The sequence below is a fragment of the Sporosarcina ureae genome (assembly GCF_002109325.1).
GTDB lineage: Bacteria > Bacillota > Bacilli > Bacillales_A > Planococcaceae > Sporosarcina > Sporosarcina ureae_C.
This window is the reverse complement of the sequence record NZ_CP015348.1, coordinates 997,837-1,022,527: the sequence shown is the minus strand read 5'-3', so window position 1 is coordinate 1,022,527 and position 24,691 is coordinate 997,837. Positions and strand designations below refer to the sequence as shown.

Genomic DNA, 24,691 nt, shown 5'->3' with positions numbered 1-24,691 from the left:
CAAAAAACGATGATCGAACCCTTTTTTGGCTCACTTCTGGCTAGTTATGTCCCAGCCTCTTTTTGATATTAAACCTCTATCCCCGCAATCCCAAATCCTCCTGGACCAGAATGTGACGAAATCATCGCACCCGCTTCAATCCAAAGACTATTCTCGAATCCTTTTTTTCGTGCAATGTCATCGATCCGTTCTTTAATAGTCTCACTAAGCCCGATAGAGTATATAAAATAGATTTGTTGTCTATCAATGTCATATTGCTGTAAATAGTCTAGTAGCAAACTTTCAGCCACTTTGCTCATGTTCCCACGATATTTTTTAGTCGAAACAAGCTTCCCTTCCACTAATTCAATACACGGTTTGATTTTTAACAAAGCCCCGCCTAGATACGCCATATTACTGACTCGTCCGCCAGCCCTTAAAAAATCTAAGCTTCCCGGAACGAAGGCGAGTCTGGCTTTTGGAACCTTTGCTTCGATCTTTTCTAGCAAGTGGACAGGATCCATTTCAGGTTCTTCCTCCAGCAGAGCAACCGCATACATAATCACCGCAGTTAATCCGCCTGTAACGTTTAATGTATCAATTAAATAAATATCCTCGAAATCTTTCGCAGCTGTTAACGCATTTTGATAGGAAACAGACGCCTTTGATGTATAGCCTATATGAACGATTGTATGATCAGGAAATTCCGTTCGAATCTTTTTGAAAAACTCTTGGTACTCATGGGTATTTGTGGCGGCGGTCGATGGTATCTTTTTGGTGCGGTCATAAAAATTAAATATATCTTGTACGGGCAAATGGCCGTCTAAATAGTCCTGACCATCCATGATGACGTGCATGGGTACTACATGGATGTTGTGTTTCTTCGAAAGAAATTCTGGTAGATCGGCACCGCTTTCGGTTGTTAGGATGATCTTTTTCATTGTTGGTCGCCTCCTGTTTGTATTTTATTAGGTGTGTGATTATTGAGTTTAGTTTAACTATACATGATAGATGAGCGGTGTATGCTTAGATTAATGGAATATGTAAAACGTTTTTTTGTTCAATGTACTGATTATTTTGTAGAAAATAGTACCTATTATATGAAACGTTCATGTCTGTTTCTAGTATAGGTATTTTGATTTTGAAACTATTACACCATTTCCGCGTCTATACGCTGAATACACGAATAAATTCTATAATTTAGAGAGGATGAGAGTAAATGAAAAGAAAATTACTAGCGATAGTCGGTGCATTGTTGATTGCGTGCATCTCGCCTTTATCCAGCGTTGCTACAAGCAAACAACCGTTTCCTGATGTGCCGGCGACGAAGCATTTTGCGAAAGCGGTCAATGAATTGGCAGAGCGCAATATTATAGGAGGCTATCCGGACGGTACGTTCAAACCAGGGAATAATATTACAAGAGGACAGGCTGCCGCGATTATTGTGAAGATGATTAAACTGGATATGAACCATGTGAAAAATCCAGGCTTCAAAGATGTAACGAAGACAAATGGCTACTACAACGCCATTGCCGCACTTGCGGAAGCCGGAGTCATTGGCGGCTACGAAGATGGACGCTACGGACCCAATGATCCTGTCAAACGAGGCCAGTTTGCGTCCATTCTCGTCAAAGCGTTTGATTTGCCGCGTTATAATGCATTTCAAATCCACAATCCATTCAAGGATGTCAGTATCACGCAATCACATGGTCAAAACATCTTGATTCTTTACAAAATGAAGATTACTACGGGCACGTCACCTGACAAATTCAGCTTAAATGTACCTGTGACCAGAGGACAGGCTGCGAAATTAATCAAAACGACAGAAGAGGTAAAACCCCCGATGACGACTATAACCGCTGCCGATGTAGGATTAGATAAACTCAATAATGTGATATGGAAGACGGATACGGACTTGTACGAGTCGTTTGAAGTCTATGGCAAGCCGGGTTACACCGAAACGAAAATTCAACTCCTTCCGTTGAAAGAAGGAAAAGGAACACTCAATATTTCGGGCGCCATGTTGCAGAATGACTCTTCCGCAAGCAATGAAAAAAGAGTCGATAAAAAATTCTACGTGCACACTAAATTAGTGAACGGTAAACTGCGACTCACATTGGAAGAGACGGAAGACTACTTGCCGACAGAAGCGGAGCTGGAAGTGGATGCGGGTGAAAAGGTTAAAAGCGTCCGCCTTTCCACAGTGGCAGGAAAATTGATAGCTACTGATGTCACTTTCAATAAATGTTCTTCAGGTGACAATACGTGCATCAAAATCGATCAGCCAGGAGAATATATTGCAACTGTGCGCTTCGCTGGAGGCAATGAAGTACAGTATGCCATTGAAGCCAAACTACCAAAATATAATTACTTCAATTATGATATCAAGACGTTAAGAGAAAGATTGTCTTATACATTTGATATAGAAAAGATATTTGAGAACCACTATTCCTATGATAAGGAAGAAGCAAAAAATATCGGAAAGCATATGATTTTGACAAAGGATCCGGAGAGTATTGCTATTATCGACAGAATCGCCGGTACGAATATATTTAATGCTACCGCCAAGAGCACGGGTACCGTTGACATCAAATTTGAAAATATTGTTCATGGCAGTCTGGAAGAGCCAGGTAATGGAATGTCTGGTTATACGGAAGGGATGAGCATTCATGTTAAGGAAATGTATGGCATAGTGAACGTTTCAGCGAAGGAGATTTTTGTGAATTATTCTGATCAATGAATGAATGCGAGTAGGTAAATGAGATATCTGTGTGGGAAACAAACGTGAATGTTTGTTTCTTGCATGGGTATTTTTGTTTTACTATTATAGTAGGATATTTTGGATATGGTATCATAAGGGTAGATGGATCTTACATCAAAAGACAGAAAATCAATTACAGAAAAGCGAGGAACACAACATGGCTGAATTAAACACGATATTATTTAGTGCTGCCGATAACTTGCGCAGTAAAATGGATGCGTCAGAATACAAAAACTATCTATTAGGCTTAATCTTCTACAAATACTTATCGGATCGTTTGTTGGTAAAAGTAGTGGAGTTGGCTGATGAATCACTAGAAGAATTCGATACAGCAGACAAGCAAACACAATTGTATAGAGAGCTATTAGCAGATGCAGACGTAAAAGCTGACTTGATCGAAACACTGGTAGATACATTAGGTTACGACATCGAACCGGATTTCCTGTTCAATGTCCTAACCTATCAAGCGAAACAAAACACGTTCCAATTAAACGACTTGAACAAAGCCTTTATCGACTTGTCGACAAAGTATGATCAATTCAATGGCTTGTTCGATGATGTAGACTTGACGTCAAAAAAGCTTGGATCAGATCCGCAGCAACGAAATATTACAATTACAGAAGTGATCAAGAAGTTGAATCCGATTAATCTGTTAGGACATGGTGGGGATGTAATTGGAGATGCCTATGAGTTCTTGATCAGTCAGTTCGCTTCCGAAGCGGGCAAGAAAGCTGGAGAATTCTATACACCACATGAAGTATCCGTCATGATGGCACGTATTGCGGCATTTGGACAAGAAGATAAAAAGTTATTCAGCGTATATGACCCGACAATGGGATCCGGTTCGTTGATGTTGAACGTCCGGAACTATATCAACCATCCCGAAAGCGTTAAATATCATGGACAAGAGTTAAACACGACCACGTACAACCTGGCGAAGATGAACTTGATCTTGCATGGCGTGGACAAGGAAGACATGCGTTTAAGCAACGGGGATACGCTGAACAAAGACTGGCCAACAGAAGAACCGTATACGTTTGATTCGGTCCTAATGAATCCACCGTATTCAGCGAAATGGTCGGCAGATGAAACATTCCTGGATGATTCTCGTTTCAACCGGTATGGAAGACTGGCACCGAAATCAAAAGCAGACTTTGCGTTTTTATTGCATGGACTGTATCACTTGAAAGATTCAGGAACCATGGCAATCGTACTTCCTCATGGTGTGTTGTTCCGTGGTGCTGCAGAAGGTATTATTCGCAAGAAGTTATTGGAAGACGGGAATATAGATGCAGTAATTGGCATGCCAGCTAACCTATTCTTTGGGACTTCGATTCCGACGACGGTTATTATCTTGAAGAAAAACCGTACTACTCGTGATGTGTTATTTATTGATGCGAGTAAAGACTTTAATAAAGTGGGGAATCAAAATAAGCTTTCGACTAAACATATTGATCAGGTTTTCAAAACATACATCAATCGAGAAAATGTTGAGAAGTATGCTTATGTTGCGACATTTGAAGAGGTTAAAGAGAATGATTTTAACTTGAATATTCCTCGCTATGTAGATACTTTTGAAGAAGAAATATCTGTTGATATGGAATCAATTGGAAAAGCAATAAAGGAGATTCGCAAAGAAAAATCAGAATTGAAACATAGCCTATATGAAATGATTTCTACTATGGAATTTGAGACGGAAGACTCCAAATGGATTGAGGGAGCATTAGAGGTGTTTAATAATGAAAAGTAAAATTACTCCACAAATCCGTTTCGAGCATTTTACTGACCAATGGCAAGAAGTAGAGTTTGGAAGTATCTATGAAGTGATTTCTGGTTATGCATTTAAAGTGAGTGATTACGTCCAGGACGGTATACCAATAATAAATGGCGAATCGATTCAACATGGATATATCAACACAAGGAATCTAAACTTTCTTCCACAGCATTTTGCGGATAGTTATAAGAAAAGTATCCTTGAAACTGGTGATATAGTATTAGGTTTAAATAGACCTATTATAAATGGTAGATTAAAAATCGCGCAGATTCCAGAGGCATTACACGGCTCATTACTTTATCAGAGAGCTGGAAAAATTGTTCGTTTAAATGATACTCATGTTGATTTTACATATCAATTACTTATAAATGTAATATCAAATTTTGTAGAAAAAAAAGCGGTTGGATCTGATCAACCATTTATCTCAACTACTTTATTAAAGAAGTGGTTAATTCATATGCCACTTTTAGAAAGAGAGCAAGAAAAGATCGGGAACTTTCTCAAGTCTTTAGACGACTCTATCGCCCTTCAACAGCAAGAACTAACCATCCTCAAACAAACAAAACAAGGGTTCTTGCAAAAAATGTTTCCAAAAGAAGGGGAAGCAGTGCCGGAAGTTCGGTTTCCGGGGTTTACTGAAAGTTGGAAGTATAGCAGAATTGGAGAAATTACCGAATCATATTCTGGTGGAACGCCTAGTGCAAAAAATAAATTATACTATGGTGGAATCATTCCATTTATAAGGTCGGGAGAAATTAATGCAAGTAATACTGAATTATTCTTGACAGAAAGTGGATTTAATAATTCTTCAGCTAAAATCGTTGAAAAAGGTGACATATTATATGCATTGTATGGTGCTACTAGTGGAGAAGTTGGTATATCACAAATAAATGGAGCGATTAATCAAGCTATTTTAGCTATTAAGCCAAAGTCAGACAATAATTCGAATTTTATTATGCAATGGCTTAAAAGACAGCAAAGATCAATTATTAGTACTTATTTACAAGGCGGACAAGGAAACCTATCAGGTTCTATAGTAAAAGATTTAATAATTCCAATACCGCAAAATATTGAAGAACAAGTGGTTATCGGTACCTTCTTCAAACAACTAGACAAAGTAATCACCCTACACGAACAAGAACTAGAGGCCCTACAACAAACTAAAAAAGCATTCCTACAAAAGATGTTTGTCTAAGTAGCTAGAAAGGAGGACTACGCATGACGAAGATTCCTCATAACGATGAAGAAGAAGTAGAACGTCGCTTGATTGAAGTCTTGGGAGAAGGACACAACCAATGGAATTACCGCCCCGACCTCAAGTCGGAAGACGATCTATGGAAGAACTTACGGCAAAAGATTATTCAGAATAACTTAGCGGAGATCGGTGGAACTCCATTGACTGATGCGGAGTTCGATACGATCAAGACAGAACTACTGCTGAAAACGAAGACGCCTTTTGAAGCGGCGAAGTGGCTGAAGGGGGAGAATGGCATTGCCCGTATTACGATCGAACGGGAAGATGTTTCGATCGGGGCGATGTCGTTGGTTCTGTACTCCAATCAAGATATAGGAGGCGGAATCTCTACATACGAGGTCGTTCATCAGATTGCGAAAGGAAAAGCGAGTGTAGAGGATCGGGACCGTCGATTTGATGTCACGTTATTGATCAATGGCTTGCCGATCGTGCAAATCGAGTTGAAACAAGCGACTGCGAAAGATGGCGTCTATCAAGCCTATAATCAAATCAAGAAGTATGCAGAAGAAGGATTGTTCCGGAATAACATCTTTTCTACATTGCAATTGTTTGTTATATCGAATGAACAAACAACGCGTTATTTTGCGAATGCCATGCCGAAAGATATGCACAAGAAGTTCGTCTTCAGTTGGCGTACGACGGACAATCGAAAAGTGGACAATCTCTATGAGTTCGTCAAGCAAGTCCTCAATATACCGGATGCGCATCGGTTGATCGCGAACTATACGATTGTTAGTGAAGACCAAGACAACAAAGCATTGATGGTGCTGCATTCCTATCAAATTCATGCAATTGAGGCGTTATTTACGTCGGCAATGAAGCACCAATCAGGCTATGTCTGGCACGCGACAGGCTCTGGAAAGACGTTGACGAGCTTTGTATCGACCAAGCTACTCGCAAGAAAAGCGGGTGTCGATCGTACGGTCATGTTGATTGACCGGAAAGACTTAGACAATCAAACGACGAGTGAATTTACGAAGTTTGCGTCGGAATATAATACGGGTATTTCATCGGGCACAGCGAAGTCGAATAGTTTAATTGTCGGAACAGGTAGCTCCAAAGAGTTGAGTGACACGTTGCTGTCGAGTGCCAATTCCAATACGGTCATTATCACGACGCGTCAAAAGTTGGAAGCGGCTTTGCGCTATGCGGAGAGACAAGAAGAACAAAAAGGGTCGCAACGTTTCAAGAAACTGATGGGCCAGCATATTGTGTTTATTGTCGATGAATGTCACCGTGCGTTAAGCGCTGAGGGGATGGAAGCGATCAAGGAATTCTTCCCCAACTCTACGTGGTTCGGCTTTACGGGCACCCCGATCTTTGACGAGAACAAGAAACAAGCAAAAGGTCGGTTGGCGCGTACAACACGTGACCAGTACGGTGAAGTGTTGCATACGTACACGATTAAAAATGCCCTCGATGATGGAGCGGTATTAGGCTTTCAAGTTGAACATGAAGATACGATCGAACCTGTCTCGTTGACCAACTATATCTTTGCCCAATTGCGTGCGAAAGAGAAATACGCAGCGCTAAGTGACAATGAAGTAAATGATGAAATCGATAAAATGACCCGAATCGAACGGGAAACATATATCGAACCTTCATCCTATGAACAGGACGAGCATATTCAAAAGGTCTTGCATAAGATATTCCGTCCCGATAACGCCTATACGAAATTTGACTTTGAAAACGGGAGACCCCAGAAGTCTGCCATATTAACAACCAGCTCGATTGCGATGGCGAAACGATACTATCATGCGATCAAGGACATGACGAGTGACCCGGATTGGCTCACGAAGGAATTCGCCGGCCATCCGATTCGAACAGGTCGTACCATTGACGATCGGGATTTCCCGCGAGTGGCCATCACGTATTCATTGCAGGAAAATGAAGAAGACTCCAAAGAGAATCAAGACGAGATGAAAGAAATCATCAAGGATTACAACGCGTATTACGGAACGTCTTGGTCGATAGAAGATATTAATCGGTACAATGGCGATATCAACAACCGACTTGCGCGTAAGAGAGCCGAATTTAAACAGTTGGGGAAGCAAGTCGATTTAGTCATTGTTGTCGATCGACTGTTAACAGGATTTGATGCGCCTACGATTCAAACGCTATTTGTCGACCGCAACCTCAGCTATGCGAACTTGATTCAAGCATTTTCCCGAACGAATCGTACGTATCCAGGGAAAAAGAAAGGCTTGATTGTCACATTCAGAAAACCGGCGACGATGGAATACAATGTGAACGAAGCAACTAAACTGTACTCGCGAGCACAAGAAGAGACCAATCTAGTGTATCCGTCATACAAAGACTCAAAGAAACGCTTCAAAAAAGCCCATTCGTCCTTTACTGCATCAGTACCGAATCCTGAAAGTATCGACGAACATTCACCGATAGCAGAACGCATCGAGTTCGTCAAAGCCTTCCAAGAGCTGAATAATGCCTATGAAGCGCTCGTTACGTACGATGACTACAACGACGACATGGAGAAATCACAAGCGCTTCAAGACCAAGTGAAAGTGCTGGAGGATTATGTCGGAATCTACAATACCGTAAAAGGTTCACTGACAGATGAAAGGGAACCGGGGAATCCCGATGACGATCCCGATTTTTCAGGAATCGAGTTCTATGGAGATAACGCGATTAAGTTGTATGATATCGACTCGACCTATATCGACCGCTTACTGGAAACCTACGCAGCGAACAGCCCAGACATCCGGGAAGAAATCGAAAAAGCGCTTCAGAAACTGAATAAGTCGGATGTCGTGAAAAATGTCTATACAGATATTCTGAATGCCATTGACGCCAAGGAAGTGGACGAAGATGAAGACATTTTCGCTGTCAAGCGACGTTATTTCACATCGGCATATGACGAAGCGATAGAAACGCAGTCGAATGCGTGGTTTGTGAAAGAAGATCAACTGCATCTATCCGCCATTCAGTATACTGTCGGGTCAGACACCATACCGAATATCCGTGGGATTCTTGATAGTAAAGAATTTGATAAGTATAAAGCTGAAAATCCAGGCGCGAAGCCGTTGAAATACGGACCGGAAATGAAGCGTGATTGGATTCATGTGTTGAATGAGGTGATTGTTCCTTTGGGGGATGAGTTGCGGTGAGTGGGGAATGTATTAATTAGGATATAATACAGACATACTTAGCAATTTATTTCATTACCTTTTACAAAACGGCCAAAGATAGTGAAAATAAGGACAACCATTAAATTAGGGTACCTGTGTGAGAAACAAACGTGAATGTTTAAAACAACCATGAAGGTTTCATGCACTGCACCTTCTGTCGTTTGCGTAGCATTTTGTATTTCCGGGAGATATCTCTTTTTCATGTATTTGTTTGGAAATGGATGGACAATAAATAAGCTTGATTAGACGTACTATCACAGAATATAAGGAGCATTACTATGAGTTACTTAGATTATCGGAAAATAAAACAATTAGGTCAAGGTGGAAATGGAAGAGTTTATCTTATGGAAGGAAAAGATAAACTTGAGGTAGCGGTTAAAGTTTCTAAAATAAAGAATCCTACGAATAAGTTTGCAAAGTTACGACTTGAAAGATTTAAGACAGAAGCTATAAAAGTTCATGAGTTATATAAAAATGAGCAGAAGGGAATTATACCTGTAATAAAATACGAATTACCATGTGAAAAAACCGGAGAGTTTTTCTTCGTAATGCCTAAAGCAACACCGCTAGTAGAACTGCAAAAAAATAAAAATTTGTATGAAAAAGTTAATATTTTTAAAGAGTTAGCAGAAAATTTAATTGATTTACACAAAAAAAATATTACTCATCGAGATATTAAGCCCGAAAATATACTTTTTTATAATGAGAGTTACTGTTTTGCTGATTTTGGATTGATTGATTTCCCTGAGAAAGAAGACTTAACTAAAATAAAAGAGTCAGTTGGAAATAGAAAAACGTTAGCCCCAGAAATGAGAGAAGCATTTAAAGTAGAAGATTCCCGACCAGCAGACGTTTATTCATTTGCCAAGACATTATGGATTGTATTATGCGATGAAGAATATGCATTTGATGGTCAATATAACTACCGTGAAAATAATAAACTGTCGCTAAAGTACCCTAATCAACACTTTGTCGAGTTATACAAGCTTCTTGCCGAGTCAACTTCAGAAAATCCGCAGAAAAGACCTAGTATAAAAGAGTTTTTGAAAAGGTTGATGGATTGGAAACAAATTTCTTTGGATCCGAAAAGATCCGGTGAAAGTTTGTGGAGATTTATTGAAGAAACTATAGTACAACAACATCATCCTAGTACTGTTATCTGGAGAAATAAAGATCAAGTTATAGATATTTTACAAAGGATTTCGAAATTAAATTTTAATCATACTTTTATACATGAAGGTGGTGGAATGGACTTATTAGATATAAAAGCGTTCGATGAAAAAGAAGAGGATATGGTCATACTTAGCTTTGGCTTAAATATGAAGCATGTTTTTAAAGTGAAAAAATTGATATGGGAACTACCTAACGAAGATCCAAAGTTTAGCTATTTCCGTTTAGAATTCGATAATATAAAACCTATCTACCCAAGTACAGTTAACGAATTAAAAAAGTGGCTAAAGAGTCAGAATGACAAATATACTAGTGAAGTTGTTTCAGAAGATTTGATTGTTAATGATAAGGGAGAATATGAACATTATTATGAAGATGATGAGATAGCACACTTTAATGTTACAAGATGGTTTGACGGTTCATTTTTAATTGTACACAAAAGTTCCATATATAATGCTATAAGCAATACGTATGATGGACGCCATTCTAAATTCAGAGCAGAAGAATTTAGAGAATATATGGAGATACTACAGTATATTTATAACCATAGCATCTTAGGAGATTATTTTTGGGATATTGCTAATAGAGATCCCTTCAAGGAAAATTTATTTGAAGAATTAAAAAAAATCAGGTTGATGTCAGATGAAGAGTTAAGAATAGAATTAGAAAACGAAACACAGAATTAAACAACTAGATTATAATAAACATGCACAGGCCCCCTGTCTTAATATCAAGCTCAAGATATTGCCGAGAAGACCAACTTTCAGGCAGTATCTTTTTTGTGCACTCGTACGAAAATCTCGTAAAAAAAACAAGGTACCTGTGTGAGAAACTAACGTGAATGTTAAAACAATCACGAAAGTTTCTCGCATAGGTACCTTTCATTTGAAGAGGCTTTTCAACTCTTTATTCATCCAACAGTAGCTAATTGTTCTTCTTTCAATTCTTGACTTTGATAATACTCTTGGGCTAAAAGTGTTGTTTTGAACTCTACAGTCGGATCGATTTCTTCTACTATTTCTTGTAACTCGTAAACAGTTGTTTCGAAAAATTCTTTCCTCAAGTTTACTTTATTGACTCGCTGTTTTTGTAGTAGCTGATGCAATTGATTTTCAAGGCCTACTGCGTCATTACTGAAAATCATAGCATGGATATCGAATTTGAACGGCACGGAGGCACTTCCCAGTTCATCAACGCGTTCCTGTGGATTTAACCTTCTTGTCATGCCGATTTTGAACATGTTATCTCCAAATGAACCTAAGTTGGATATCACATAAACATATCCGGCTTTACCATTTGCAAGTCTAGTGATTTCTTCCTTCTTCGCTTCAAGTTCATTCTGCTGATTTTCCAACTCTTGAATACGGGCTTCTAGGCTTGAAATTTTATCGGTATCCGTTTCAGATAACAGTAGTTCTCTGTTTCGTTCCATTTCAACTAAGAACTTTGCTTCTTCTTGCTCCAGCTTTTTCTGTTGTTCTTTCAGTGCTTTTCTTTCAGCGGCATCTTGCCTCATCTGTTCACGAATCGCTTGCTGCTCCTCTTTTTCACGTTCGCGTTTTGCATAATAGTGGTGTTCTATTTCTATCGCTTCCAAGAAGATTGGTTCAATCTCTGTTAGAAAACGAGTGATTGTAGGTAAAATTTGATTATTGCCGTCTGCACAGATCGTTAAGTATTTTCTTACTAAAGTACGAACATTATCTTGTGCTTCTTCGAGTTTTGAGTAAGTAAGTGTAAATAAGATGTTTTGTAATTCCGCCTGCAGGCCTATTACCATTAACTGATAAATAGTCTTGTTTCCCTTGGTTGTATAACGGTCAACATAAGTATCCAGTACTTTGCTCATCTCCCGCTTATTACGGGTCATTTCTTTTCTGAGTTCTTTCGAGTTTTTATAATGACAATTAAGCTCAATCAAATTTTGCAACAAGCTTTCTTCGTCATAAAATTGACTGACTTTACGTACCTCTTCCTCCAACTTAGAATAATCAATGACGGATGGAAAACGATCAGTCAGTGTTTTGATTCCCAGTATTTCTGCTTTTGCTTTAATAATTTTGTTGGTGTTTGTTTTCAATTGTTTTTCGGATTTCTCATTATCGGCCAATAGTTGATTGCGCTCATCAATATATTTTTGAACATCCTTTAGTACATTTGCTGCATCATAAGCTGCAATTTCTCTAATCTTTTCAGCTTCAGTATTTGCTTCCTTAATCTGCTGGTTCATTTCATCTCGTACTTCATTTCTAAATTCTTCTTTACGTTGTCCAAATAATTCTTTACTATTGACAATCTCATCTTTAATGAAATCTAATTCCTCTTTACTGTTAGTAATCTTATCTTCTAACTCTTTCAATTCAGCGTTAAAGATATCTAATTGCCTATTCTTATCTTCCTCTAAAGTGAACAGCACTTCATATTCCTCAAAAACTTTATTGTTCTTCTTTATTGCTTTACGCAACTTCCAAGCAATTATAGGGCCAACAATAAATATTGCCTCTGGGAATACGAATGCGAGTAAAGATAGAATAATTAATAATACGCTCCATGTCTTTTCAAACCATTTTAATTTGTCATATGACTTTTGGGAAGATAATGCCTGTAGGTCGTCAGGCAGTTGTTTCTTTAACTCTTTTTTACTCAATACAAAAACCCCTTTCATTTTTTCGAATAGTAGTAACCAACAACATCAATTGATAGTAATCGACTTGTTTATGCAGAAATACGATACTTTTTACAGTATATGAAACTATTATACCAGTTCTTGTGAACTAAAGAGATAAATGTCACAATATAGATAATTAAGAGACATAGGTTATATATTTTTAAAGCTTTTTTATCGTTATTATCTGAAGGTCAGAATAAGTTCCCGCAAAAATCAGAACCAATTTTGAATCGATTTAGATTTATAGGTGGACCTAGTGCTATTTGTTAGAAAATATCAGGCATTAAAGATGCCATTTGTATGAGAAACAAACGTGAATTTTTAAACAATCATGAAAGTTTCATGCGCAGGTACTATTCACTTTTTCGATTCAATAAATAAGATACCTGTGTGAGAAACAAACGTGAATGTTTAAACTATCATGAATGTTTCATGCACAGGTATTTTTCTCTTATTAGGCATAAATCGGTTATTTTTACTTCCTGATTTTTTGTATTTGGGAAACTAATTAATTTAATTGGTTGAAACAGGTTGTAATTGTTCAAGAGACATAATATAATACAAATTATTCTAATAATTATGACGAGGAGGAAAGTAATGAAAAAGCTATTATACTCAATTATCCTTCTAGCATTAATGCTTTCAATTAATCATAAAGCATTTGCTGAAGAAGCACTTCCTGTTTTAAATAAGGCAGTGATAGATATAGAAACAGAGGATGATCAGTATGTTGTAACAGAACAAATCGAATTAATAAACATACAAGGAGAATCGCTAGAGGTTGGACATTTACTATCAAAAATAACTAATAATCAAGTTTCTGAAGTCTTATTTAATACAGGAGAAGGAGAAGTTTCACCTAGTTTAGAAACTGGTGAACGCCTAGATAAATATATTCTGCCACTTAACAACATTGAACAAGAAAGCGTTACCTACACGATTAAATATAAAATTCCGAGAGTAGATTATCATTTTGATGTTCCATTATTTGTGCCGGATTTTGCTACTAGTGATGTTGAACGTAATATTGTAATTTCCTTTACAGCACCTGAAGGTATGGAAATACAAAAGAATTCATTTCCAAATATTATAGAAGGCGGACAAAATCATGTGGAGAAGCATATGACGAATATTCCTTCAAAGGTTGCCTATGTATTTTCAGAAGAAACCGTTTATCTGCATTCGTATAATGTCATTTCGTTTATTGCTATTTTCGCTTTAATTGTACTATTAGTTTCATGGGGATTAGTGGAGCTCAAAAAGTCAAAGAGGAGGAATAGCTGATGGGTGTTAGTTTTTGGGGGATTGTTATTTATTCGATTGTATTCGTTTCAGCATATTTTCTTTGGCTGCTACAAAAGTATAGAAATGGAGGAAAATAGATGGTTGAAATTAGTAAGGTTTTCTACTATGTAGTAGCTGGATATTTTTAGTTACATTAACAATAGGATTTTTAGCAGGTAGGGGTAATAAAACGAGTGAAGACCACTTAGTTGCTGGACGTTCAATCGGACCTGTAATTGGTGGGGCTGCGCTTGCAGCGACTCAGCTAAGTGCCGGAACATTTATTGGAACTATTGGCGTTTTATATTTAACGGGTTTCAGCTATCTATGGTACTGGCCTGGTTTATGGGCTGGCTGGATTGTATCAGCAATCTGGGTTGCTCCTAAATTCCAAAAGTTTAACGGTGTAACAGTACCTGATTATATAGAAAAACGTTATAACAGTAAAACAGCAAAGATTGTATCAGCAATTCTAATAGTCGTAGCTTATAGTGTATATTTAATTGCTCAGTACGTAGCGGGCGGAATCTTAATGAATACGCTTTTCGGATTACCTATGATTTGGGGTGCTGTCATAACTATTGGGATTACTATGATTTATACATTAAAGGGTGGTATGAAAGCCACGGCATACAGTGACTTTTTCCAGGCTATCATCATGGGAGGTTGTTTCCTAGTAGCCATTCCTATTCTATATTCACAAGCGGGTGGATTTTCAACTGTTGGTCAATTTATCACAGAATTTAATCCTGACTTAACCGGATGGTATTGGAGTTTTAAAGATTTGCTTGGTTTCGGGTTAGCTTTTGGTTTATCAATGGCAATTGCGCCATATGAGCTGGCTCGTATGTATACTTTGAAAGACGAAAAAACTGTTCGTTTAGCAATCGGTTTTTCATTCATCTTCCAAGCAGTTATTGCAGTCTCAATTGGCTTAGTGGCTGTTGGAATTCGTACAATTTATCCAGTAATCGGTAATCCAGATACGGCATCGTCCATCATGGCGCTTGATTTACTACCACCTGTCATTGGTGCGCTGTTCATGGTCGCGATATTAGCATCCATAATGAGTACAGTTTCTGGGATTATGATAGTTTCTGCATCTGCAGTTTCTCATGATATTTACGGCACTATCAATAGACAGGCTACAGACAAGCAGAAAATGTTTATACACAAAATAGCGATTGTCGTCCTATCATTAATCCCACTCGGCTTCGCATTAAAGCCATTTGATATGGTGCAGTTTATTGTGTTGGTTCAGGCATCTATGGTGGCCAGTTTCTTCTTTGCAACAGTCGTTATAGGTCTGAACTGGAAAAGAGCAACAGGTACAGCTGCATTATGGTCCATGGCTGGCGGAGTGATCACAGTCGTGATGTGGTTTATACTCGATAAACCATTTGGGTTGAATGAAGTTATACCTGGCGTATTAGTTTCTACAATTCTTATGATCGTGATCAGTTTCTTTACTAAGCCAGTTCCTGAGGATTCACTTCGACCGTTTTTTGATGATATAAAATAAAAAATAGAATATAAATGGAGGTGTGTTATATATGGAAGATGTTGTGAAATATTTGCATAGTAAAAGTGATGAGATGCTAGATATGTTAAAAACAATGGTTGAAATGGAAACACCATCGGATAATAAACAACTTGTAGATCATTTTGGTGAAAAAACTGAGGAAATAATAAATAGCTTTATCAAGGCAAAAGTTACTTCTATTGATAATAAGAAATATGGAAATCAAGTAAGAATAGAAGTAGGCGAAGGCGAAGAACAAATCTTGTTACTAGGTCATATGGATACGGTTTGGCCAGAAGGAACACTTGAAAAGATGCCATTCAAAGTCGATGGAGATAAAGCTTATGGTCCAGGTACTTTTGATATGAAGGGCGGCATTGTGCAAGGTATTTTTGCACTTCATGCACTACAAGAATTAGATTATAAGCTAAATAAAAAAGTAGTACTATTTCTAGTTTCTGACGAGGAGATCGGAAGCGTCTCCTCAAGACATTTAATCGAAGAAGAAGCGAAGAAAAGTAAATATGTATTTGTTTTGGAATCTTCAGGCGACTTGGAAGGAATGTATAAAACAGCTAGAAAAGGTGTAGGAATCTTTAATATTATAGTAAATGGAAAGGCAGCACATGCTGGGATTGAGCCTGAAAAAGGTGTTAGTTCTATCGAAGAGCTTGCAAAGGTTATCCTATATCTTCATAGCCTGACGGATCTTGAAAAAGGTACGACCGTTAATGTAGGTTTAATATCAGGTGGATCATCTTCGAATGTCGTAGCGGCTTATTCGGAGGCTGAAATCGATTTACGTGTTACGAAAGATTCCGAATTTGATCGCGTTATTCCTTTAATTAAAAATCTGACGCCAAGTAAAGAAGGTATTAGTATAGAAGTTACTGGGGGTATTAATCGGCCAGTAATGGAAAGAACGGAAGAAATCGGCATTCTATTCGAGAACGCTAAGCAACTTGCTGCAGATCAATTAGGTTTCGAATTAATAGAACAACTAAGTGGTGGAGGTAGTGATGGAAGTTACGCCTCGCAGTTTGCGCCTACATTGGACGGAATGGGTCCTGTAGGAAATGGAGCACATGCTGCAAACGAACATTTGCTTATTTCAAAAATGTCTGCGCGGAGCGCCCTTCTTGCGCTTATGCTAATAGAATTAGGAAAATAAAGTAGAGAGAAGTGAAGAGTTATGAATCAATCCACTATACTTGAAGAAGTAAATGAAGATTTTTTAATGGAATATACGAAAAATATCACAAAAGAAGTTCGACTATCAGGATCTGAAGAAGAACTACGCGCATTTCAGTATGTAGAAATGAAATTAAAAGAGTTTGGTTTACAACCTGTTCTCGAGCTATGCGACGCATTCATAAGCTTACCGGTCAAGGCTGAAATATATGCACAAGGGAAACAATTCAACTGTATTACTCACTCAATGGGTGCCACTACGGGTGAAGAAGGTTGTAGTGGAGAAATGGTTTATATCGAGACAAAAGAAAATGCCGATGTAGATATTCAATCGAAAATTGTTCTTTTGGAAGGTTTAGCGACGGGGCCGTCCGTTGAATGGGCACAAAAAAATGGTGCAGCAGGAGCAATCTTCATCAATGCAGAGTATACACATGAAATGATCGTTTCATCTGTATGGGGTAGTCCGACGACTGAAACAGAATCTCTTCTTCCGAGTCTTCCAGTTGCTTCTGTTACGATTTCTGTTGGTGAAGAACTTAAAGCTATAGCGAATTCTAAAGATGCCGGAGAAGTTACATTGAAGACCACTGTAGACACTGGGTGGAGAAAGATCCCCATACTGACAGCGGAAACTAAAGCGGATACGGATAAGTTTGTTCTATTTAGTGGACACATTGATTCTTGGCATTATGGGGCAATGGACAACGGAACTGCCAATGCAACAATGGTTGAAGTGGCAAGAATTATGTCCATGCATCAGGATGAACTAGTCCGTTCAGTTCGCTTCGCTTTTTGGTCAGGTCATTCTCATGGTAGATATGCTGCATCTACTTGGTATGCAGATCATCATTGGGAAGACTTACATGAAAACGGCATGGTGCATATTAATATTGATTCTGTAGGAGCTAAAGGTGCTACAGTATTAACTGAAGCAAATTGTATGGAAGAAACAAAAGAGGCTGTCAAAGAATCTGTACAAAAGATAGCTGGACAAACATTTGTCGGAACCCGATATAGTCGTGCAGGTGATCAGTCATTCTGGGGAACGGGTATGCCATCACTTCTTATGGGCTTATCCGAACAGCCACCAGGAACTACTCCAGCAGCAAAAGCGTTTGGTGAAATGTTTGGGGGAGGAAATTCGGGTGGTTATGGTTGGTGGTGGCATAGCACCGAGGATACAATAGATAAAATTGACCCTGCAAATTTAAAACGTGATTGTCAAATATACGTAGATTTAGTATACAAGTTCGCTACCAGTCAAGTCATTCCCATTAACCAGCTAAAAGCGATTAACGAAGTAAAAGAAGCGCTACAGCACTACGAAGAAACGGCTGGCAGTGCTGTTAAACTTACACTAACGTTAGAGCGGGCAGAAAATTTAGTAGTAGCAGTAGGAAAACTATATGAGTTTGCAGAAAATAAGAATTTGCGTAAAGATCAATTGGCGCTAATAAATGATGCAATTCAGAACTTGTCACAGACGCTCGTTCCATTAAATTACGTCAAAGGTGACATTTTTGATCACGACTTAGCAGTTAATCCAGTAGTTGTACCGAGCTTGAATAAAATCAATGAATTTACTAGTTGTGAGAAAGATACACCCAAATACTTTATGTTAAAGAATGAAATGCAACGAACAATCAATCGGATAAATTACTCATTACTTAAGGCGGTTAGAATGACTGAAAATACATTGGAAAAGATACAATAAATTATAAGGTCATATTGGATTAGTACGTTAATCATGCTATATTGTAAGAAGGTTGGATGTAGAGAAATAGATAGTAGGACGTGAAAAAAACGTATGATGGGCAGATTAGTGTTAATAGGAATCCAAGAAGAAAACCTCTCTTATATGCATAAGCAATTAATCTACATATTCAAAGAGTTAATTGAAATACAAGTTATTTCGCTAAAAGAGTTACATGCAGCATCCATTCATTCTACAGATACAGTTTTATTATCAGGGGCGGCCATTCAAGAATTGGTTCGCCCATTTGTGCCTCCATCGTGTATGTGTATTATTGCAGAACGCATGATTAATGTAGTGAATTTAAGGGAAATGTTGGCACTAGATGAAAACAGAAATATATTGGTTATTAACGATAATGATACGGACACTATGGAAACAGTAAAGTCGTTGAGAGACATCGTACCCCAACATAATTATTATCCGTTTTTGACCGACAAAAGAATACCTGAAAACATACATTTGGTCGTCACTCCTGGAGAACAGAAGCTAGTCCCTCTAGGTTTTCCGGTTTTTATAGATATAGGACCACGTGTTATTTCAATTGATACATTGTTAAAAATTAAAAGGAAGTTTGAATTATTAATTGAAGACTCACTCTTAATGCAATTATATATTAAAGCCCTTGTATATTTATCTGAGCGACCACCTGAAATTCGAAATGAAAATACAGATAGTCAAAACTATGGACGAACTTTTGAAAAGTTCTATACACATTCATCATCTATGAATAACGCAAGAGATTTGACAAGGAAAATGGCCAAGACTAATCATTATATGCATATAGAAGGCGAGATAGGAACGGGCAAGAGAATGTGGGCAGAAATGATTCATAATGAGTCGATGTTTTCGGCCTTTTCTATATCAGTATATAATTGTTCAGATAAAGAACCTGAATCAATTAAGCGTGAATTATTTGATGAAAAAATAAATCAAATGGAAGGCGGTACACTGTTTATTAAAAATATTGACCAATTACCGTATAGCTTGCAAGGAAGATTGGCGGAGTTATTTCTGAATCCGTTACCTAACTTACGAATTATTACTTCCACGGTTGTAAACTTGCCAGAACTTGTTCAAAGAGAACAGATTCGAATGGAAATTTATTCACACATCTCTTCCTATCGTGTACAAATACCTCCTTTACGTGAGAGGAAAGAGGATATAGGCTTATTAATAAATAACTTCAAAACACATTTCCAAAAAGAGTCTTTAGTCTTTTCTCCGGATGTATTAGAGGCATTTACAAGATATGATTGGCCAGGAAATGTTAGAGAATTATACAATGTAGTTTCTTATTGTGTTTGTCTAAATACGAATACAATAGATACAAAATCGTTACCTCTCTTCTTTAAAGGCCAAAAACAAAATACTACGCATGTAATAGATATAAACTATATAATCAGCGAGATTGAGACACATGGATTCTTAGAAGAAAGCATAGAATTACTAAAAATCTTTAAAGAAGGTAAAGAGAGACAAAAGTCATTTGGGAGAAAAACTTTGAAAGAGATATTAGTACTAAAAGAAAAAGCATTAACTGATCAACAACTCAGACTACGTATGGATGTTCTAAACAGACTAGGATTGTTGATTGTTCGAAAAGGTAGAGCAGGTAGTACAATATCTCAAAAAGGCGAAGAGTTTATTGAGCTATACGAAAATAGATGAATGTAAAGATACGCATCATACTGCGACTAGCTGTATGGTGTGTATTTTTGTATATGTTCATCCCAGATGTCAAATCGCTAGATATAATGTACCTGTGCAACACACAATAAAGACGCTATTCTGATAATAAAATAATATATATCAAGAGTAGTCTTCTTATCAAGAATTAAAATAAGATAACTGTGTTAGATGCAAACATGAATGTTTAAACATTCATGAAATTTTCATAATCAGGTACCTATTACTAGCTTTTGATCTTCCCAAAGCCAATTACTAACGATTTCTCCCCACTTTTCTTCGTATATTAAGAAAATACCAGGTCCCTACACAAATCAGAAATAATTTTGAATTAAACTAGAGTTGTGTGAAGAATTGCTGCCTGTCGTTAATTATTTTTGTTTTTATCAATCTCAGTTCCTATTTTTATAAATACAGGTGAAACAGCCCCTAGTAACATTCCTATGGTTGTCCAGTAATTCATATGTTTTCCTCCACTCCATTATTATAGTCTTTAAAACTTTTTAAAACTCTATTTATACTACTATCTAACATAGATTCTGAGTAATTAAAAAGGTCGTCGCCTTTCTTATTCATTAAGTTAATGCAAATCATAAAACCTAAATGGCTGTAACATTCAGCTTGTTCATCAAAATAATTAATCAAGGAAGAGATTAACTCAGAACTATTTTCAATGCTCTCTAATACTGAAATTGTGGCTTCAGCTTCTTTTATGTTTGAATCCAAAAATTCTATAACCTTTATTATTTTACCCCCCGATGTCTTGTTTTGCGAAAAACTTTATTATCTGTCGAGTCTATATTAAATAGATTATTAAAAAAAGTGATGACATTAGCATAGGCTCTCTGAGTCGCAAGTGGTCTTAGAAGATATTTTTCAAAATCTTCTGGTGGACAATCTACTGCAAGATTCAATACATTAGTTTTTGCAAAGCTTTCAAGTGCTAAATTTTCTACAAAGTCAATAATTCTAGCCCCCCCTAAAAATTTGAGAGTTCAATTCTTTTGTATACTTGTTGATACTCAATATAATCACCTCCTGAAATAATCATATCCTAAATACCCTACTTATAGTTTAATGTTCACAACTGTGAACATTAAACTATCTAGTAACTATCTAGAACTTCTCCTGCAAGGTCTGTGCGATAAACCAACGTGGATGTTTAAACAATATTGAAGGTTTCATGCGCAGATATTTTTAATAAAAATAAGTGTTAATGGAATGGACTGAAAAAATGAAAGCAAGCAAAGAATTTAGTTGTGTGAGGACCTGGCACCTAATATTTTATACAGATGACGGTGTAGACTATGCTTATGCCGTAACACAAATTGAAAAAAACGGAGACAGAACTTTGGTGTTCATCTCCGTTTTTTTATATTTATAGTACTCTGATTCAATGGATACATAATCTATTTCTCAAACTCGATTTGATGCTTTTTGATTTTATAGTTTAAATTCTGTCTGGAAATTCCAAGTTGATTTGCCGTATTGGTTAAGTGATAATTGCAGCGGTTCAATGTATTCTCGATAATTTGCCTTTCATATTGTTCGACTGTTTCTACCAAATCAATTTTAGGATTGTAAGTTGCTGTTGTTGTACTTTCTATTTGCGCATCTACCGTTTGTAAGTATTCTGGTAAATGATTTATTTTAAATTCAGATTCAGTAGGAGAGCGATTAATCATCCACTCAATCATATGTTTTAGTTGTCTCAAATTACCGGGAAAGTGATAATTTTTCAAGAAGGTTACAGTTTCCAATGCAAATGAGTGCTTTGTATTACTGTTATTACTTCCAAATAGCTCAAGAAAATACTCTGCGTACTGCATGATTGATATCTGCTGCTCCTGTAAGGAAGGAATGTAAAAAGAGAATGAGCTGAGTTCGTAGAAGAGGTTTTCGTTCAATCGCTGTTCCTGAATGGCCTCCCAAGGCTTTTCATTCAATAGAGAAATAATTTGTGTGTCTATCTCGATTTCCTCATCACACCCATTGCGTATAATCGTGTTGGTTTTAAGCGCATTAAAAAGTCTTTCCTGGATAAATAGCGGCATTAACGTCAACTTATCTATTATCAATGCACCTTTATGTGCAAGTTCTAAGTAACCTGCTTTACTGTTTGAACCAAATAGCATATTGGACAGTGATTGAGAAGAAAGAAGGCCGCAGTTGATCATATATACAGGCTTACTCAGAATGTTCTCAGCATAGAAGCGAGCTAAAGCATTTTTTCCTGTACCTCGATCACCATAAAATATAAGGTTAGCAGAAGGGTTTTCCAGTTGTTTTAACTCCTTTAGTATTGAAGATAGCGCTTTAGTGTCTGAAAAGAAACTTGAATGCTGCTTTTCTTTATTTATATCATCTTGTGCTACTTCTGTTTGCCGGACATAAAGAGTTTCAATAAAATCTTCGGTTTTTGAAAAGTCTTTTGTAATGAGAATATTTCCGATTTTTTGTTTGCCGATAAGAAGTGGTATATTTCTCTGATAGATGCTATATCTCTTTCCACTATTTGAAAAGAATATGTTGCTAGATGCGATTTCCTTGTTGTTGGTAAGTGTATAAATTGAAGAAGCCTGATTGACTGAGTATTGCGGACAAAATGAGCCACTAGTGCGGAGTTTTGAGCCACTGAATGCGGACAATAGAGCCAGTAAAAGCGGAAGCGAGAGCCACCAATCGTGTGAAGCGATAGAAACAGCCCTAGAAAACGAGGTTTCTAGGGCTGTTTGCGGTTCTAATCAACGTAGTGAAGGATCTATTTCATCGTCTATAACGCGAATAGCCCATAACACTAGTTCATCCGTAAGCGTCAAAAAATGAACACGTTGTTTCATATAAAAGAAAATGCCCCAAAGAATCGATTAAAGATTCTTCGGGGCATTTTCTATTTCTTTGACTGGATATAACAATTCTTTGGTAAGGTCTTCGACCAAGGCATCAAGTCTTCAAACTCCTCGATTTTTTCAAGATTACGTTGAGGAAGTTCTTCGAAAAGGAACTGCAGGTAGAAGAAGGGGTTTATGCCATTCTCTTTTGCGGTCTCTACGAGACTATAGGCGATTGCACTTGAAGTAGCACCTCTTGTGGAAACTGCAAAAAGCCAGTTTTTTCTACCGATTACGAAAGGTTTTATTGATCGCTCTGCTCGATTATTGTCGATCTCGATACGACCATCTTTCATAAATGTTATCAGTTTAGGCCATTGTTTAAGCGTATAGGAGATGGCAGTCCCAGTTGCAGTCTTCGGAGCGACTTTTTCTTTTTGTTCTTTTAGCCATACCAAAAAATCATCCAGCACAGGCTGACTGTCGTATTTCCTTATTTCAAGTCGTTCTTCAGGCATTTTATCTTTCGTCTTGCGTTCAATTGCGAACAATCGGTTGCAGAAATCGAGTCCCTTTTTAGCGACCGTCGTTCGACCTGCACCAGCTGGCGCACCTTTTAATGCCTTGAGTGCCTCATCGAATTTACGGCGAGCATGGGCCCAGCAGCCAGCGAGCTCCACATTTTGAATAGACTCGTAGGCTGCATAGCCATCCACATGGAGATAACCCTGGTAGCCTTTTAAAAAATTTTGCGGATTCTCTTTGGCACGACTTGCTTGATAATCAAAGAGTACGATCGGTGTCTTAGAGTCTCTACCTGTCCGATAAAGCCACATATAGGATTTTGATTCCGCCCTTTTCCCTGGTTCGTCGAGAACTTGCAGGACAGTTTCGTCCGCATGGAGAACCTTTTCCTCACGAAGACGACGATAGAGTTCATCATAGAACGGCTTGAGCCATCGCGTCGTACTCGAAAGCATCCAGTTCGATAGCGTCTGTCGATTCAATGGAATGCCCATCCGTTCGAGTTGTTTCTCTTGTCGATAAAGAGGAAGCCCATCAGCAAACTTCTGCGTCATCACGTATGCAATGGCAGATGGAGACGCTAATCCCTTCGGGATCACCGGGTTCGGCATCTCAGCTTTCTTAATAGGTGTTTTGATCGCATGTTCTTCACAATGACGGCAACTGTAGATATGCTGTACATGTTCGACAACTGTTACTTGCGCCGGGATGATCTTCAGTTCTTTGCGTATCTGTGTGCTCATCTCGTGCATGGAATGATCGCATTCTAAACAGACCTTCTCCGAATCAGAGAGGTCATAGTGAATCGTCTCGACCGGCAGGTCTTTCAACTTATCTGCACGTCCGATTCTCTTCTTGCGTGTATAGTTTATCGTCTCAAGCGTAGGCTCTACAAGAAGGATCGCTGAAGAAACTTCTGCCTCATTGAACAACGGTAATTCAAACTGGTCCTTGTTCGTCTTCTCACTAGAAGTTCCGAAGCGTTTCTGTTGGAGTAGAGTGAACTGTTGCTTGTACCATTCCATCTGAGCCTCAAGCTTTTTCTTCTCTTGCTCGAGTTGTTCGTTCTTCTTCTCGAGCTCTTCAATTGTAAGTTGGGTTTTCTTGTCTGGTTTTCTCATAGGAACAATAATAGCA

15 protein-coding genes are annotated in these 24,691 nt (G+C 37.8%); 10 read left to right on the top strand and 5 right to left on the bottom strand.

Annotated elements, in window-relative coordinates:
* Nucleotides 1-68 precede the first annotated feature (68 nt).
* Nucleotides 69-920: a DegV family protein gene (locus SporoP32a_RS05165; RefSeq protein ID WP_085426937.1), complete on the bottom strand. Its 852-nt coding sequence runs from the start codon at nucleotides 918-920 to the stop codon at nucleotides 69-71.
* A 278-nt stretch (nucleotides 921-1,198) separates the two neighbouring features.
* On the opposite strand from SporoP32a_RS05165, the gene SporoP32a_RS05160 reads away from it, so the two are divergent.
* The 5 genes from SporoP32a_RS05160 to SporoP32a_RS05140 all read left to right on the top strand — a co-directional run bounded on the left by SporoP32a_RS05160 (nucleotide 1,199) and on the right by SporoP32a_RS05140 (nucleotide 10,774).
* Nucleotides 1,199-2,719: an S-layer homology domain-containing protein gene (locus SporoP32a_RS05160; protein WP_085426936.1), complete on the top strand. Its 1,521-nt coding sequence runs from the start codon at nucleotides 1,199-1,201 to the stop codon at nucleotides 2,717-2,719.
* 178 nt (nucleotides 2,720-2,897) lie between these two features.
* The gene (locus tag SporoP32a_RS05155; RefSeq protein WP_085426935.1) at nucleotides 2,898-4,490 is read left to right on the top strand and encodes a type I restriction-modification system subunit M; all 1,593 of its coding nucleotides are present in this window, start codon (nucleotides 2,898-2,900) and stop codon (nucleotides 4,488-4,490) included.
* Complete coding sequence (locus SporoP32a_RS05150; RefSeq protein WP_085426934.1) at nucleotides 4,480-5,709, top strand: restriction endonuclease subunit S; 1,230 nt, start codon at nucleotides 4,480-4,482, stop codon at nucleotides 5,707-5,709. Before SporoP32a_RS05155 ends, SporoP32a_RS05150 begins: the two co-directional genes overlap by 11 nt.
* A gap of 23 nt (nucleotides 5,710-5,732) precedes the next feature.
* The gene (locus SporoP32a_RS05145) at nucleotides 5,733-8,897 is read left to right on the top strand and encodes a type I restriction endonuclease subunit R (RefSeq protein WP_085426933.1); all 3,165 of its coding nucleotides are present in this window, start codon (nucleotides 5,733-5,735) and stop codon (nucleotides 8,895-8,897) included.
* A 299-nt stretch (nucleotides 8,898-9,196) separates the two neighbouring features.
* Nucleotides 9,197-10,774: a protein kinase domain-containing protein gene (locus tag SporoP32a_RS05140; RefSeq protein WP_085426932.1), complete on the top strand. Its 1,578-nt coding sequence runs from the start codon at nucleotides 9,197-9,199 to the stop codon at nucleotides 10,772-10,774.
* A 224-nt stretch (nucleotides 10,775-10,998) separates the two neighbouring features.
* On the opposite strand, the gene SporoP32a_RS16995 is transcribed toward SporoP32a_RS05140, so the two are convergent.
* Complete coding sequence (locus SporoP32a_RS16995) at nucleotides 10,999-12,735, bottom strand: GIY-YIG nuclease family protein (protein ID WP_198166224.1); 1,737 nt, start codon at nucleotides 12,733-12,735, stop codon at nucleotides 10,999-11,001.
* A gap of 618 nt (nucleotides 12,736-13,353) precedes the next feature.
* Here SporoP32a_RS16995 and SporoP32a_RS05130 point away from each other — a divergent pair.
* The 5 genes from SporoP32a_RS05130 to SporoP32a_RS05110 all read left to right on the top strand — a co-directional run bounded on the left by SporoP32a_RS05130 (nucleotide 13,354) and on the right by SporoP32a_RS05110 (nucleotide 20,180).
* Nucleotides 13,354-14,040, top strand: a complete 687-nt coding sequence (locus tag SporoP32a_RS05130; protein ID WP_085426931.1) for a hypothetical protein — start codon at nucleotides 13,354-13,356, stop codon at nucleotides 14,038-14,040.
* Between the two features lie 139 nt (nucleotides 14,041-14,179).
* On the top strand, nucleotides 14,180-15,562 hold the full coding sequence (locus SporoP32a_RS05125; RefSeq protein WP_085426930.1) for a sodium:solute symporter family protein: 1,383 nt from the start codon (nucleotides 14,180-14,182) through the stop codon (nucleotides 15,560-15,562).
* A gap of 31 nt (nucleotides 15,563-15,593) precedes the next feature.
* Nucleotides 15,594-16,733: a M20 family metallopeptidase gene (locus SporoP32a_RS05120; protein WP_085426929.1), complete on the top strand. Its 1,140-nt coding sequence runs from the start codon at nucleotides 15,594-15,596 to the stop codon at nucleotides 16,731-16,733.
* A 21-nt stretch (nucleotides 16,734-16,754) separates the two neighbouring features.
* Nucleotides 16,755-18,470: a M28 family metallopeptidase gene (locus SporoP32a_RS05115; RefSeq protein ID WP_085426928.1), complete on the top strand. Its 1,716-nt coding sequence runs from the start codon at nucleotides 16,755-16,757 to the stop codon at nucleotides 18,468-18,470.
* A 93-nt stretch (nucleotides 18,471-18,563) separates the two neighbouring features.
* Nucleotides 18,564-20,180 carry an AAA-type ATPase lid domain-containing protein gene (locus SporoP32a_RS05110; protein ID WP_085426927.1) on the top strand — a complete coding sequence of 539 codons (1,617 nt, stop codon included), beginning with the start codon at nucleotides 18,564-18,566 and terminating at the stop codon, nucleotides 20,178-20,180.
* 477 nt (nucleotides 20,181-20,657) lie between these two features.
* On the opposite strand, the gene SporoP32a_RS05105 is transcribed toward SporoP32a_RS05110, so the two are convergent.
* From SporoP32a_RS05105 to tnpC, 3 genes are all read right to left on the bottom strand, one after another.
* Nucleotides 20,658-20,924: a hypothetical protein gene (locus SporoP32a_RS05105; RefSeq protein ID WP_085426926.1), complete on the bottom strand. Its 267-nt coding sequence runs from the start codon at nucleotides 20,922-20,924 to the stop codon at nucleotides 20,658-20,660.
* A gap of 683 nt (nucleotides 20,925-21,607) precedes the next feature.
* Nucleotides 21,608-22,846: a sigma 54-interacting transcriptional regulator gene (locus SporoP32a_RS05100; protein WP_085426925.1), complete on the bottom strand. Its 1,239-nt coding sequence runs from the start codon at nucleotides 22,844-22,846 to the stop codon at nucleotides 21,608-21,610.
* A 242-nt stretch (nucleotides 22,847-23,088) separates the two neighbouring features.
* A complete protein-coding gene (tnpC, locus tag SporoP32a_RS05095; protein ID WP_085426924.1) occupies nucleotides 23,089-24,675 on the bottom strand; it encodes an IS66 family transposase in 1,587 nt (528 codons plus the stop codon).
* Nucleotides 24,676-24,691 lie beyond the last annotated feature (16 nt).

Bases quoted from the DNA above. Each gene is read 5' to 3' on its own strand.
- SporoP32a_RS05165 (WP_085426937.1), bottom strand. From the start codon at position 920: ATGAAAAAGATCATCCTAACAACCGAAAGCGGTGCCGATCTACCAGAA.
- SporoP32a_RS05160 (WP_085426936.1), top strand. From the start codon at position 1,199: ATGAAAAGAAAATTACTAGCGATAGTCGGTGCATTGTTGATTGCGTGC.
- SporoP32a_RS05155 (WP_085426935.1), top strand. From the start codon at position 2,898: ATGGCTGAATTAAACACGATATTATTTAGTGCTGCCGATAACTTGCGC.
- SporoP32a_RS05150 (WP_085426934.1), top strand. From the start codon at position 4,480: ATGAAAAGTAAAATTACTCCACAAATCCGTTTCGAGCATTTTACTGAC.
- SporoP32a_RS05145 (WP_085426933.1), top strand. From the start codon at position 5,733: ATGACGAAGATTCCTCATAACGATGAAGAAGAAGTAGAACGTCGCTTG.
- SporoP32a_RS05140 (WP_085426932.1), top strand. From the start codon at position 9,197: ATGAGTTACTTAGATTATCGGAAAATAAAACAATTAGGTCAAGGTGGA.
- SporoP32a_RS05130 (WP_085426931.1), top strand. From the start codon at position 13,354: ATGAAAAAGCTATTATACTCAATTATCCTTCTAGCATTAATGCTTTCA.
- SporoP32a_RS05120 (WP_085426929.1), top strand. From the start codon at position 15,594: ATGGAAGATGTTGTGAAATATTTGCATAGTAAAAGTGATGAGATGCTA.
- SporoP32a_RS05115 (WP_085426928.1), top strand. From the start codon at position 16,755: ATGAATCAATCCACTATACTTGAAGAAGTAAATGAAGATTTTTTAATG.
- SporoP32a_RS05110 (WP_085426927.1), top strand. From the start codon at position 18,564: ATGATGGGCAGATTAGTGTTAATAGGAATCCAAGAAGAAAACCTCTCT.
- tnpC (WP_085426924.1), bottom strand. From the start codon at position 24,675: ATGAGAAAACCAGACAAGAAAACCCAACTTACAATTGAAGAGCTCGAG.